12 protein-coding genes are annotated in these 12,481 nt (G+C 56.4%); 7 read left to right on the top strand and 5 right to left on the bottom strand.

What is annotated here, in order from left to right; all coding sequences use genetic code 11:
• The first annotated feature begins 78 nt into the window (after positions 1-78).
• From AC13DE_RS19090 to AC13DE_RS19065, 6 genes are read left to right on the top strand one after another with little or no spacing between them, the layout of a single operon-like run.
• Positions 79-858, top strand: coding sequence for an ABC transporter ATP-binding protein (locus AC13DE_RS19090; protein ID WP_446313625.1), 780 nt, complete (start codon positions 79-81; stop codon positions 856-858).
• Entirely contained in the window at positions 855-1,421 is a 567-nt protein-coding gene (locus AC13DE_RS19085) for a hypothetical protein (RefSeq protein WP_446297287.1), read from the top strand. The genes AC13DE_RS19090 and AC13DE_RS19085 overlap by 4 nt, the downstream gene beginning before the upstream one ends.
• 11 nt (positions 1,422-1,432) lie before the next feature.
• On the top strand, positions 1,433-2,254 hold the full coding sequence (locus AC13DE_RS19080) for an ABC transporter ATP-binding protein (protein ID WP_446297288.1): 822 nt from the start codon (positions 1,433-1,435) through the stop codon (positions 2,252-2,254).
• Between the two features lie 3 nt (positions 2,255-2,257).
• A complete protein-coding gene (locus AC13DE_RS19075) occupies positions 2,258-2,710 on the top strand; it encodes a hypothetical protein (protein ID WP_446297289.1) in 453 nt (150 codons plus the stop codon).
• Positions 2,710-3,720: a branched-chain amino acid ABC transporter permease gene (locus AC13DE_RS19070; protein WP_446297290.1), complete on the top strand. Its 1,011-nt coding sequence runs from the start codon at positions 2,710-2,712 to the stop codon at positions 3,718-3,720. The genes AC13DE_RS19075 and AC13DE_RS19070 overlap by 1 nt, the downstream gene beginning before the upstream one ends.
• A complete protein-coding gene (locus AC13DE_RS19065) occupies positions 3,717-5,021 on the top strand; it encodes a branched-chain amino acid ABC transporter permease (protein WP_483048723.1) in 1,305 nt (434 codons plus the stop codon). Before AC13DE_RS19070 ends, AC13DE_RS19065 begins: the two co-directional genes overlap by 4 nt.
• Before the next feature lie 75 nt (positions 5,022-5,096).
• On the opposite strand, the gene AC13DE_RS19060 is transcribed toward AC13DE_RS19065, so the two are convergent.
• Positions 5,097-6,647 carry a helicase HerA-like domain-containing protein gene (locus AC13DE_RS19060; RefSeq protein WP_483048722.1) on the bottom strand — a complete coding sequence of 517 codons (1,551 nt, stop codon included), beginning with the start codon at positions 6,645-6,647 and terminating at the stop codon, positions 5,097-5,099.
• A 471-nt stretch (positions 6,648-7,118) separates the two neighbouring features.
• Between AC13DE_RS19060 and AC13DE_RS19055 the strand changes: the two genes are divergently transcribed.
• On the top strand, positions 7,119-7,850 hold the full coding sequence (locus tag AC13DE_RS19055) for an invasion associated locus B family protein (RefSeq protein WP_483048721.1): 732 nt from the start codon (positions 7,119-7,121) through the stop codon (positions 7,848-7,850).
• 59 nt (positions 7,851-7,909) lie between these two features.
• Here the strand turns inward: AC13DE_RS19055 and AC13DE_RS19050 are convergent, their stop codons facing one another.
• The 4 genes from AC13DE_RS19050 to AC13DE_RS19035 are packed head-to-tail and all read right to left on the bottom strand — an operon-like array spanning position 7,910 to position 12,173.
• Positions 7,910-9,124, bottom strand: coding sequence for a beta-ketoacyl-[acyl-carrier-protein] synthase family protein (locus AC13DE_RS19050; protein WP_483048720.1), 1,215 nt, complete (start codon positions 9,122-9,124; stop codon positions 7,910-7,912).
• A 3-nt stretch (positions 9,125-9,127) separates the two neighbouring features.
• A complete protein-coding gene (locus AC13DE_RS19045) occupies positions 9,128-9,385 on the bottom strand; it encodes an acyl carrier protein (protein ID WP_446297295.1) in 258 nt (85 codons plus the stop codon).
• 23 nt (positions 9,386-9,408) lie between these two features.
• A complete protein-coding gene (gene lpxD / locus AC13DE_RS19040; RefSeq protein ID WP_483048719.1) occupies positions 9,409-10,515 on the bottom strand; it encodes a UDP-3-O-(3-hydroxymyristoyl)glucosamine N-acyltransferase in 1,107 nt (368 codons plus the stop codon).
• A gap of 29 nt (positions 10,516-10,544) precedes the next feature.
• Positions 10,545-12,173, bottom strand: a complete 1,629-nt coding sequence (locus AC13DE_RS19035) for a L,D-transpeptidase family protein (protein WP_446313633.1) — start codon at positions 12,171-12,173, stop codon at positions 10,545-10,547.
• Between the last annotated feature and the right edge of the window lie 308 nt (positions 12,174-12,481).

Genomic DNA, 12,481 nt, shown 5'->3' with positions numbered 1-12,481 from the left:
ATCAGCAGCCCGGGCAATCGGGCTGCTGTTTGAGTAAGAAAAACCACGCATCTACGACGTGGACACAGGGATATTCATATGATCGTCGTTGACGACGTACACAAACACTTTGGCGGGTTTCATGCCGTCGATGGCGCGAGCCTGACCATTGACAAGGGCACCATCACCGGTTTGATCGGCCCGAATGGTGCCGGAAAAACCACCTTGTTCAACGTGATAGCCGGCGTACTAAAGCCCACATCGGGCCGCGTGATGATGGACGGCGAAGACATCACCGGATTGCCGCCGCATGACCTGTTTCACAAGGGTCTGCTTAGAACCTTTCAGATCGCCCACGAATTTTCATCGATGACCTGCCGCGAAAACCTGATGATGGTTCCGGGCGATCAAGCTGGCGAAACGCTTTGGAATACCTGGTTTGGCCGCAAGCGGATTGCGGACCAGGAACGTGCCCTGAAGGCCAAAGCCGACGAGGTTCTCGAGTTTTTGACGATTGAACATCTGGCCGAGCAAAAAGCCGGGCAGATTTCCGGTGGTCAAAAAAAATTGCTTGAACTCGGCCGGACCATGATGGTTGACGCCAAGATCGTGTTTCTTGACGAAGTTGGTGCCGGCGTAAACCGCACCTTGCTCAATATCATCGGTGACGCCATCATCCGCCTTAACCAGGAACGTGGGTATACTTTTGTTGTGATCGAACACGACATGGATTTTATCGGACGCCTGTGTGATCCGGTCATCTGCATGGCCGAAGGCAAGGTTCTGGCCGAAGGGACGCTGCCCGAAATCAAGGCGAACGAACAGGTCATAGAAGCGTATCTTGGGACCGGCCTGAAAAACAAGACCGTGACCGCATGAAATTCGGGTTGGCTGTATGGGCGAGCGTCGTGATGACCGCATTGCCACAGGCGTCGGCTGCCTGTTCCCAACTGTCAGAATCCGTTTGGATGTGTGACCGCGGCACCGCGTGGGAAAATGCCACCTGGGACCCGGTTGGCGACGGCACAACGCGTTATCTTGGAGAGGTGATATTGAACTTCACCGATCAGTGGCCCGGCTTTGAAATCAGCGACAGTTCGACAACGCTGTCAGAGCAGTTCGATACCTATACCGCATCGATAGCAGCCGAAAATACGACCCCGCCCGAAGTGCTTCAGGTTGACAAGATCGTAACCCCCCGTGGGTTGACGCTGCGACACTTGCAGTATGACGAAATTGACGGCAGCCGCACCATGAGCGCTGTGATGCTGTCGGAGGTAGGGTCGTCGCGGATCATGGTCTATCTTGATAGCGCAGACACGATGCCCTTGGAAGAAATGGAAAAAATATCGTTTGAAGTGGCGATGATGCTGCGGGACAGCTGCGCGGATGAAATCACCTGCGCTGACGCGATTGCGCCAACTACCCAGGCGAACGAATGAAAGAAACCAACATGACTGATCCATACGGGGACCGAGGCAACCACGATATTTCGATCGGAAACCCGAAAGGCCAAGGCACGGCGCAACCCGTCAGACAGGGCGGCAAGAGCCACCCTGCCCCCGGCGGCCCTTTCCTGATCGGTGATGGCATGACCGGCGGTTACGGCAATGGGCCCGACATTCTGCATGACTGCACCATCGCCGTCGAAAAAGGCGAGATCGCGGTGATCGTCGGCCCCAATGGCGCAGGCAAATCCACGGCGATGAAAGCGGTATTTGGTATGTTGGACGTGCGCCAGGGTCACGTGCGACTTGACGGAGAAGACATCACCGCCCTGTCGCCGCAAGACCGCGTCGCCAAGGGGATGGGGTTTGTCCCGCAGACCTCGAATATTTTCACATCGATGTCAGTGGAGGAAAACCTTGAGATGGGTGCCTTCATCCGCCGCGATGATTTCCGCGATACCATGACGCAGGTTTATGACCTGTTTCCCATCCTCAAGGAAAAGCGGCTTCAGCCGGCGGGCGAGCTTTCGGGCGGGCAACGTCAACAGGTGGCTGTGGGCCGTGCATTGATGACCCAGCCCAAGGTGCTGATGCTGGATGAACCGACCGCGGGGGTGTCGCCCATTGTCATGGATGAACTCTTTGACCGGATCATCGAGGTAGCCCGCACGGGAATCCCGATCCTGATGGTCGAACAGAACGCGCGGCAGGCGTTGGAGATTGCCGACAAAGGCTATGTGCTGGTGCAAGGTGCCAATGCATTTACCGGCACGGGCAAAGAGCTTTTGGCCGACCCCGAGGTCCGAAAATCGTTCTTGGGAGGGTAAGACATGCGCTGGTTCATTATACTTGCTCTGGCCTTTTTCACGACCTCCGTACAGGCACAGGATACCGGGACAACCACTGAAAACCATGACGCCGAGGGCGCGATGGAAGAGCTGACGCTCGACACCGCACCATTTCGACAGGATATCGAGATGACATGCAGTTTCGCTTTCGAATGCGTCGAAGGCGAGCCGTGCACCAAGACCGACTTCGCCCCGGAAATTTCCGGGAATGCGGGTGGGCTGACACCAAATGACCTTGTCGTGCAAAGCTTTATGCGTACCGACAGCGAAACGATCGAACTGATCGGGGTCAAATCCAATATGGCCTTGTCTCTTTCAGGCGGCAGCTTTGCCGCTCGTCACTTGATGAGCATCGCCGCTGACGGGACCACGCGATATACAGTACATTACGCTGATGGCCCGACTCTCATTAGCTATTTAGGGACCTGCAACTGATGGATTTACTGAACGCATTTATTGCATTGGCCAACTACGTCCTCGTCCCTGGCATCGCCTATGGCTCGCAACTTGCTCTTGGTGCGCTCGGCGTGACGCTGGTGTACGGCATCTTGCGGTTTTCCAACTTTGCCCATGGTGACACCATGGCGCTTGGAGCAATGTCGGCGGTGTTGATCACCTGGGGGTTTCAGGCAATCGGGTTACACCTTTGGGTGCTGCCTACGGCATTGCTGGCCCTGCCCCTTGCCATCGTATTCACGATTGTGTTGCTATTGGGTACCGACCGTCTGGTTTACAGATTTTATCGTGAAAAGAAGGCGAAACCGGTGATCTTCGTCATCGTATCGCTGGGTGTCACGTTTATCTACAACGGCATCACCCGATTTATCATCGGTTCCGACGACCAGAATTTCCTGGACGGTGAGCGGTTTATCATTTCGGCAAGGACCTTCAAGAAAATGACCGGCCTGGAGGAAGGGCTGGCGATCAAGACCACCCAAGGCCTGACAGTGGTTACCGCAGTCATCGTGGTCGCGTTACTGTTCTGGTTCCTGAACAAGACCAGATCCGGCAAGTCGATGCGCGCCTATTCGGACAACGAGGATCTGGCGCTTTTATCCGGCATCAACCCTGAACGCGTGGTCATGATCACCTGGGTCATCGTAGCATGTCTGGCGACCACCGCCGGCGTTCTTTACGGGTTGGACAAGTCATATAAACCATTCACGTATTTCCAGCTCTTGCTGCCCATATTCGCCTCGGCCATCGTCGGGGGTCTGGGTAACCCTGTGGGTGCCATCGCGGGCGGGTTTGTCATCGCGTTTTCCGAGGTGACAATAACCTATGCCTGGAAAAAAGTTCTGGGGTATCTGATGCCCACCGGGTTCGAGCCGGACAGCTTGGTGCAACTGATGTCGACCGATTACAAATTCGCCGTAAGCTTCGTGATCCTGCTGATCGTGTTGCTGTTCAAACCCACCGGTCTTTTCAAGGGGCAATCGGTATGAACGAGACACTTAGAAACACCGGCCTTTTTGCCATCATCGCGGCCCTGATCGTCTTTACCGGCTTTACACAAAGCTGGAACGCGGCGCTCTTGATCATTTCGATGGGGTTGATTTCAAGCATCATGGCCCTGGGGGTAAACCTGCAATGGGGTTTTGCAGGTCTGTTCAACGTGGGCATCATGGGGTTTGTCGCTTTGGGGGGCCTGGCCGCAGTGTTGATCGGCATGCCGCCTACGCTGGGGGGGTGGTCGGCAGGTGGATGGGGGATCACCGCCGCGTTGCTCATGGGGGCCGTCACGATCTTCGCGACCGCCCTTGTTGCCAAACGTATGCGCAAGGGATGGCTGCGTATGGTAACGATCACCGCGATCCTGGTGGCCGGGTTCATGCTGTTCCGGGCCGTGCTTGACCCGGCGGTCGAAGCGATAGAGGCGCTCAACCCGGCGCAGACCGGCTATCTGGGGGGGCTTGGCCTGCCGGTGATACTGGCCTGGCCGGTCGGTGGATTACTAGCTGCCGGCGCGGCCTGGATCATCGGCAAGACAGCTCTGGGTCTGCGTTCGGATTATCTGGCAATTGCAACGCTGGGCATTGCCGAGATCATCATCGCCGTTCTGAAGAACGAAGACTGGCTGGCGCGCGGAGTGAAAAACGTGATCGGCATCCCGCGCCCCGTCCCCTATGAGATCGACCTGCAAAATGATCCGGGTTTTGTGGAGCGCGCCGCCAGCCTTGGATTCGATCCGGTGGAGGCATCGACCCTGTGGGTCAAGGTCTTGTATGTGGCGTTGTTTGCCGGCGTACTGCTGATCTTGTTGTGGTTGAGCCAGCGGGCATTGCATTCACCATGGGGCCGCATGTTACGCGCGATCCGCGACAACGAAACCGCCGCCGAAGCGATGGGAAAAGACGTGACCGCGCGGCACTTGCAGGTCTTTATACTGGGCTCTGCCATTTGCGGGATTGCCGGAGCGATGATGACGACGCTGGACGGCCAGTTGACACCGGGGTCGTACCAGCCGCTTCGCTTTACGTTCTTGATATGGGTCATGGTGATTGTCGGCGGGTCGGGCAACAATCTCGGGGCTGTATTGGGCGGCTTCCTGATGTGGTATCTGTGGGTGATGGTCGAACCGATGGGTTTGTGGCTGATGAACCTTGTGACCATGAGCATGACCGACGGGTATTGGTTGAAGGATCATTTGATCGAATCCGCCGCTCATATGCGACTGATGACGATGGGCGCGGTGTTGTTGTTGGTATTGCGCTTCAGCCCGCGCGGGTTGATTCCGGAGAAATAGCGACGAAGAATAGGCCATATCCCTGCGGATATGGCCTGCCTTCGGCGAGGATTTAATTCCATTTGGAATATCAGGTCAGCGACCTTTGAAAAGCCCGCCGAGGATACCGCGAACGATGCGGCGGCCGGTCGTACCCTTGAGTTCCTTCATGACCACACCGGCGATCGCATCCCCCCAGCCTTCGGCATCCGCTTTGCGAGGCTTGGCCGTGGAACGCGATACGCGCTTTCCCGTGTAACGCCGGGCTGAGTTATATTCGCGAAGCTCAGCCGGGCTATCGTCCGCGTCGGCCTTTTCTTCGGCATCCGCGGCTGCGATCGCGGCGTTTTCAGACCTAGCGGCGAGCATCTCGCAAGCGGATTGGCGGTCCAGTCTGGGGTTGTATTTCCCGGCCATCGGGCTTTGAGCAATCAGCGTGGCGCGGCTGGCCGCGTCGATCGGACCCAATTGCGAGGAAGGTGGGCGGATCAATGTTCTTTCTACCACACCGGGCACGCCTTTTTTCTGCAACATCGAGGTAACCGCTTCGCCGACCCCGACTTCGCGGATCGCCTCTTCGGTATCGAAGCGCGGGTTTTCGCGGTAGGTTTGTACGGCCTGGCGCAGTTCCTTGCGGTCTTTGGCAGTAAAGGCCCGCAGGGCATGTTGGATACGGTTTCCCAACTGTCCCAGAATATCTTCGGGCACATCGGCGGGGTTTTGAGTAACGAAATAGACACCGACACCCTTGGAGCGGATCAGACGTGCAACCTGTTCGACCTTGTCCAACAGCGCTTTGGGAGCATCGTCAAACAGCAGGTGGGCTTCGTCGAAGAAAAACACCAGCTTTGGTTTATCCGGATTGCCGACTTCGGGAAGCTCTTCGAAGAGTTCGGACAGCAGCCACAAAAGAAAGGTCGCGTAGAGTTTGGGGGAGGTCATCAGTTGGTCGGCCGCGAGAATGTTGATGATGCCACGGCCATCGGCATCGTGGCGCATCAGGTCAGACAAGGCCAGGGCCGGTTCGCCAAAGAAATCCGCAGCGCCTTGATTTTCCAGCACCAGCAGACGACGCTGTATCGCACCGACCGACGAGGTCGACACATTGCCATAGCGCAGCGCCAAGGTGGCGGCGTTTTCACCCACCCAAACCAGCAGTGATTGCAGATCTTTCAGGTCAAGCAGCGGCAAGCCGTCTTCATCGGCGACACGAAAGACGATGTTCAATATCCCCTCCTGGGCCTCGCTGAGGCCGAGCAGTTGACCCAGCAACAGAGGCCCCATCTCAGAGATCGTGGTGCGAACCGGATGGCCCTGCTTGCCGAACATGTCCCAGAACGTCACTGGAAATGACGCGTAGCTATAATCATCAAAGCCAATGGTTTTCGCGCGGTCCGTAAAGGGCCCATGCAGCTTGTGGGTCGGTGATCCCGCCTGGGCAAGACCGGAAAGATCGCCTTTGACGTCCGAAAGAAAAACCGGCACGCCGGCAGCGGAAAACCCTTCGGCCAATATCTGCAAGGTGACGGTTTTGCCGGTTCCGGTCGCCCCTGCAATCAGCCCGTGGCGGTTGGCGTAGCCCAGATCGAGGAATTGCTGGACGGAATAGTCGTCGCCTCCGCCACCGATGAAAATATTTTGAGTCACGCTGTCGGTATCCTTTTCGGGCTACGCCTTTCCGGCAAAGTACCCTAAAAGCATACAACCTTAACCTTTGCGTGCCATAGTGATTTTGCCGCGAGCCTTCATGTCCATTTTGGTGCGCGGCACTTCCTCCCTGTCAGACTGGCCGTGCCTTCGGGTACGGCCCTTTTTTTTCGCGGCATTGCAGCATAAGACCCGCGCATAATTGAATTTTTCCTGTTGACCGCTCTCACATCCTTTCGTAACGTGTCATCAATAAGTCGGCCCAGTCCGATGGGGAGAACGAAGAACGGGAAAAGAGCGCTATGCGCTCTTTTTTCTGTTTTGCTTATCCATTTTCTGACTTGCCGCCGCGTCGCAGGATGACCTATCAGCAAAAATTTGCCCTATGGCGCAGTTGTTTCTCAGTAAGTTACCTGACAATCGGATTTCGGCATGTTAAACAGCGGCGAACCTAACTGATTTGGAACGAGCATGAACAAGTATTTTACCATTCTCCCTTTTTGCGCGGCGCTTGCCTTGACCCTGCCCGTTTCCGGCTATGCCCAAACACCCACATCGGAGGCCCCCGCGGCTGAGGCAGAGACCCCGCCGTCGAATACCGCACCGGCAGAGGGTGCGACATCTGATGCAGCGTCATCTGCAACGGCGCCTGCCGAGACTGCACCCGCCGGCGCAGAAGCGACGGATTCCCAGCCTGCTGGGATCGATTCGCAGCTGAGCTTGGGGGAAGATGGGGAAGCGGCGCAAGCGGTCGGCAAACCCTATACCAAGGAAGTAAACGGCGCGTGGGAGATGCGCTGCATCAAGACCGAAGATGAAAACGACCCTTGCCAAATGTACCAGCTGATGGACGATGGTCAGGGTGCCCCGGTTGCAGAGATTTCGTTGTTTCGACTTCCTGATGGCGGCAAAGCCGAAGCCGGTGCCACTGTCGTCGTACCCCTTGAAACAGCGCTTGCTGCACAGCTGACGGTTACTGTCGATGGTGGCAAGGCGCGTCGCTATCCGTTCGCATTTTGCAACTCGGTCGGCTGCTACGTGCGCATGGGGCTGACTTCGGCTGATATCGCAGCGTTCAAGCGCGGCAAGGAAGCCTTGATCACCATCGTGCCTGCGCTTGCGCCGGATCAAAAAGTCGAACTGGCGCTATCTCTTGACGGATTTACGACCAGCTATGACAAGTCTTCGGTACTGGCACAGTAAACACCCAGCGATGCGCTGTTACAGCTTTAGGTCATCTTCTTGGTGGAGGTGACCTTTTTTTATGCCTGGGGTGTCCGCAAAACGATAACGGCGTTCATACCCCCGAAGGCGAAAGCATTGGACAACGCGACAGTCACCTTGGCTTTGCGCGCTTGGTTGGGCACCACATCAAGCGCACAATCGGGATCGGGTTCCTGATAGCCGATCGTGGGGGCAATCACCCCATCGCGTAGCGCCATGATACACGCCAACAGTTCAACAGCACCCGTGCCTCCGATCAAATGACCGTGCATCGACTTGGTAGAGCTGATCATCAACCGGCGTGCGTGCTCACCAAAAACGTCCATGACCGCCGCGCATTCGGTTTTGTCATTCGCCATGGTCCCGGTCCCATGCGCGTTGATATAACCAACTTCGTCTGCATTGATGCGTGCATCAGTCAGGGCACCGGCCATCGCCCGAGCAGCACCTTCCTTGGACGGCATGACAATATCCGCGGCATCCGACGTCATGGCGTAGCCCGAAATCTCGCACAATATGTCGGCACCTCGGGCCCGGGCACGTTCGTATTCCTCGAATACGAATATCCCCGCGCCCTCTCCTTGCACCATTCCATTGCGATTGGCCGAAAATGGTCGGCAGGCGTCACGGCTTAACACGCGAAGCCCTTCCCAGGCCTTGACGCCGCCAAAGCACAACATCGATTCAGAGCCGCCCGCTATCATCACCGGGGCCATGCCCGAACGTACCATTTCAAACGCCTGGGCAATCGCATGATTAGAGGAAGCACACGCCGTGGAGACCGTGAATGAAGGCCCTTTGAGGTTGTATTCCATGCTGATATGACTCGCCGCTGCACTGTTCATCAGCTTGGGAACGACAAAGGGGTGGACCCGGTTCTTTCCCTCTTCATAGACGGTGCGGTAATTGTCATCAGACGTACTGATGCCGCCGCCTGCGGTGCCCAGGATGACGCCGGACCTGTGCGAAAGCTCCTCGGTAAAGTCCAGCCCTGACTGTGCGATCGCCTCGGCCGCAGCGACAAGAGCGAATTGGGTAAAGCGATCATAGAGGGAAATCTGGTGGCGGCTAAACGCATGGTGGGCGTCGAAACCTTTGACCTGACCACCGATCTGGATCGTCAGGCGTTCCACGTCGCGAAACTCGAGCGGTCCGATTCCGCAGATACCGTCGCGCATGGCGGACATGGTATCGGGCACATTCATCCCAAGCGCGTTGACCGTCCCTGCACCGGTAATGACAACGCGCTTCATCGCTTAGGCCTGCTCTGCACGCAGCCGTTCCACCCCTGCAATGATGCTGGCCACGCTGGTGATGTCGAAATCCGCCGCCCCCGGTTGATTGGCGTTGAAAGGAACGCTGATATTAAACGCTTCCTCGATGACAAATATGCTTTCGACCACCCCCATGCTGTCAATCCCGAGCTGTTCGAGCGTGCTGTCAATGCTGACATCTGACGGATCTAGAAATGCCTGATCGGCAAGAATGGCGATAACCTGATCTCTGGTGCTCATCTTACTCTCCGTTGATGCGGGCCCTAGCTTTCGTCAGAGGCTTTGGGCCGGTCGCTCTGGGCCAAGTCAGCCTTCAATTTAGCGAAATCACGTATCAATCGCGGCAAGCGACGCAATGCCTTGTAACCCTCTATCTGTTTGCTCATTTCGGTTCCAGGATAGCCCAGCATCGACCGCCCTGCTGGCGCGTTCGACATGATCTTGGTACCGCCGCCGGCAATGACGCCGTCACCGATGAAAATATTGTCGCTCACCCCAACCTGACCGCCCAATACCACGTTGTCACCGATGGTGACCGACCCGGCAACACCGACCTGCCCGCACAACAGGCAGTTCTTGCCCACAACGACATTGTGCCCCAGATGCACAAGGTTATCCAACTTGGTTCCATCTCCAATCATGGTGTCCCGAATGGTGCCGCTGTCGACGGTTACGTTCATTCCGCATTCAACATCGTCGCCGACGGTAACGCTGCCAAGCGTGTGGATACGGGCCCATTGTTGCGCTTTCGTGTCACCGCGGTTACCCAGCGTCTTGCGGGTCTCTTCGACGGTGCTTGGTTCGGGTGTCACAAACGAAAATCCGTCGCCGCCCAGTCGGGCACCGGGCTGCGCAATGAAGTTGTCGCCGATATTGACGCGTGCGCCGATACTCACATGGTCGCGCAGATAGGCATTTTTGCCGATACTGGCACCAGTCCCGATATAACACTGGGGACCGATGATGCTGCCCGCGCCGATTTGCGCCCCCGCCGCAACGATCGTCAGCGGCCCGACGGTTACGTCATCAGCAAGCTGGGCTGCCGGATCAATAATCGCTGACGGGTGGATACCCGTTTCAAAACCCTGCCCGGGGTCCATCATGCGGGTCAGCCCTGACATCGCAAAGCGTGGTCGATCGGGCAGGATCGCCGCTTTGAGGCCCATGCCTTGCCAGTCAGCGTCAGGCCACAACATCGCCGCCAACGCAGCACCGTCCGACAGGGTTTGCGCGTACTTCGGGCTCATCGCAAGTGCCAGATCATCGGCATGAGCGGTGGCGGGTTCTGCAAGTTTTGCAATCCGCAGCGTTGTATCTCCGACAGCTTTCGCGCCAAGCGCATCAGCTATCTGCTGGATAGTGTAAGTCATCGCAGGTCTCCCCTTATCGGGGATGAGAATTACCCCTGAACGTCACCCAACGCCACCCCTGCCTTGCTTAGCGCATCCCAAATTCGTGCGTCACGGCCATAGATATCCGCACGATACTGCGTATGACCACGCGGCGTGGTGAATGCGGTACGGTAAATCAGGTGAACCGGCAGCTCCACTTCGAGATGTACAAAGGTTTCTCGCTTGGTCGCCAACTTGGCTTTGAAGAACCCGACGGGATCGTCGGTCTGTGCAGCCAGAAGCTTGTAGGCGAAATCGAACGGATCAGCCAGTCGCACGCATCCATGGCTGAAAGCACGGACGTCCCGGGAAAACAGGTTTTTTGACGGCGTGTCATGCAGGTAGATGTTGTACTTGTTCGGAAAGATGAACTTCACCAGCCCGAGCGCGTTGTCGTTGCCGGGTTTCTGGCGCATCCCAAACGGAAAGTTGCGCGCGTTATACTTGCTAAAGTTAACCGATGAACGGTTTATGACACGCCCACCACCGTCTATCAGGTCGATATGCCCTGCTGCATTGGCGTTGCGCTGCATGGAGGGCAAATATTCCTTGGTGACGATCGAACGTGGCACAGTCCAGGTCGGGTTGATCACGATGTATTCCATCATATCGGAAAATTCCGGGGTAGGACGGTCGTCTTCTGCCGCCCCGACGACCGAACGGGTTTCAAAGGTGACCTCGCCGTTATCCACAATTTCAACTTTGAAGGCAGGGATATTCACAAGAATATGCCGAGGACCGCGTTCGATGTTCATCCAGCGTTCACGCTCCATCGCCACGATCACAGACTTCAGGCGAGTTTCGACGCTCTTGTTCATCTCGGCCAAGGTGGTCGATCCGGCGACACCATCTTCGTTCAATCCGTGGTCGCGCTGGAACTCGCGCACCGCCTGCTGCATCGTCGCATCATAGCTCGATGCGTTGGACCTGTTCAGATAGCCCATCGAAATCAGACGATTTCGCAATGCAATAACGTTCTTGCCCTGTTCGCCGGGCTTCACCGACGTCGCCGGGACCACGGGCCCCCACCCGCCTTGGGCCAAAAGCTGCTCCATGCGCAGCTTTTCCCGCATCAACGCATTATATTCCAACGTGCGCGGGCGCAGGTTGCGAAAGAACAGCATCGGATCTGACGTAACGAAGTCCTTCAGATACCCTTGCCGATCCCGATACGGCACATCGCGAACGATCAGCTTGTCGATCCTTGACGGTATCAGCACTCCCGATTGGATATCACGCGCGTATTGCAGAAACACGCGGGTCATTTCCACCTCCGCCAAACCCCGGTCTCTTGGGCTGCGGACATTTTTAAGTTTTTCCATCAAGCCTTCGGGGTCGTACCGGGCGGTGGGAAGGCCGTGCAGATGCGCCGTGGTAATCGCTGCCATCAGCGCGGCACGGCGGCCGCGTTGCGTCTCATTTGCTTCGGTCCAGATCGGAGCATAATCGCTGGTGCGGTAGTAAGCGGCTATGTCCTGGTCACGCGAAGCAGCCTCGGCGACTGCCTGCTTGAATGCAGTTACTTGCGCGACAACCTGATGAGGAGCGACTAAAAGAGCAATTAAAGTTGCCATCAATCCCAAAAAAATTGGAATGCGGCGCGATCGCCCTATGCGAATACCTAAAATTCTCTGCATCGAATCTTCCTCAGACAAAAGGATACCAATGGTATCTGTTACGCCTCATGCTACCGGATATTGTCCAATAACATTCGTCGTGAGTAAGAAACTAAGGCAAAATTGATGCCTTCGTGCATCGGTACTGTGACATAAATCACCAAGTCACAAAGCTTTGCGCAGTTTTTCGCCTAAAATTATTGATTGATGGAACCTTTTTGATTCAGCACTTGGTCAAAGAATCTCGCTATGCCATAAAAACGTTGCATCTGGGGATAGGTGAAAATTTCCATGTAACATCATGGAACCACGGGCAGACAAACGGGACA

This window comes from Sulfitobacter sp. L-8 (genome assembly GCF_056859255.1).
The sequence above is the reverse complement of the archived record's forward strand: the minus strand, read 5'-3'. Positions and strand labels throughout refer to the sequence as shown.

Excerpts from the sequence above, each read along its gene's own strand:
- AC13DE_RS19085 (WP_446297287.1), top strand. The coding sequence starts at position 855 with ATGAAATTCGGGTTGGCTGTATGGGCGAGCGTCGTGATGACCGCATTG.
- AC13DE_RS19090 (WP_446313625.1), top strand. The coding sequence starts at position 79 with ATGATCGTCGTTGACGACGTACACAAACACTTTGGCGGGTTTCATGCC.
- AC13DE_RS19070 (WP_446297290.1), top strand. The coding sequence starts at position 2,710 with ATGGATTTACTGAACGCATTTATTGCATTGGCCAACTACGTCCTCGTC.
- AC13DE_RS19075 (WP_446297289.1), top strand. The coding sequence starts at position 2,258 with ATGCGCTGGTTCATTATACTTGCTCTGGCCTTTTTCACGACCTCCGTA.
- lpxD (WP_483048719.1), bottom strand. The coding sequence starts at position 10,515 with ATGACTTACACTATCCAGCAGATAGCTGATGCGCTTGGCGCGAAAGCT.
- AC13DE_RS19080 (WP_446297288.1), top strand. The coding sequence starts at position 1,433 with ATGACTGATCCATACGGGGACCGAGGCAACCACGATATTTCGATCGGA.
- AC13DE_RS19055 (WP_483048721.1), top strand. The coding sequence starts at position 7,119 with ATGAACAAGTATTTTACCATTCTCCCTTTTTGCGCGGCGCTTGCCTTG.
- AC13DE_RS19045 (WP_446297295.1), bottom strand. The coding sequence starts at position 9,385 with ATGAGCACCAGAGATCAGGTTATCGCCATTCTTGCCGATCAGGCATTT.
- AC13DE_RS19050 (WP_483048720.1), bottom strand. The coding sequence starts at position 9,124 with ATGAAGCGCGTTGTCATTACCGGTGCAGGGACGGTCAACGCGCTTGGG.
- AC13DE_RS19065 (WP_483048723.1), top strand. The coding sequence starts at position 3,717 with ATGAACGAGACACTTAGAAACACCGGCCTTTTTGCCATCATCGCGGCC.
- AC13DE_RS19035 (WP_446313633.1), bottom strand. The coding sequence starts at position 12,173 with ATGCAGAGAATTTTAGGTATTCGCATAGGGCGATCGCGCCGCATTCCA.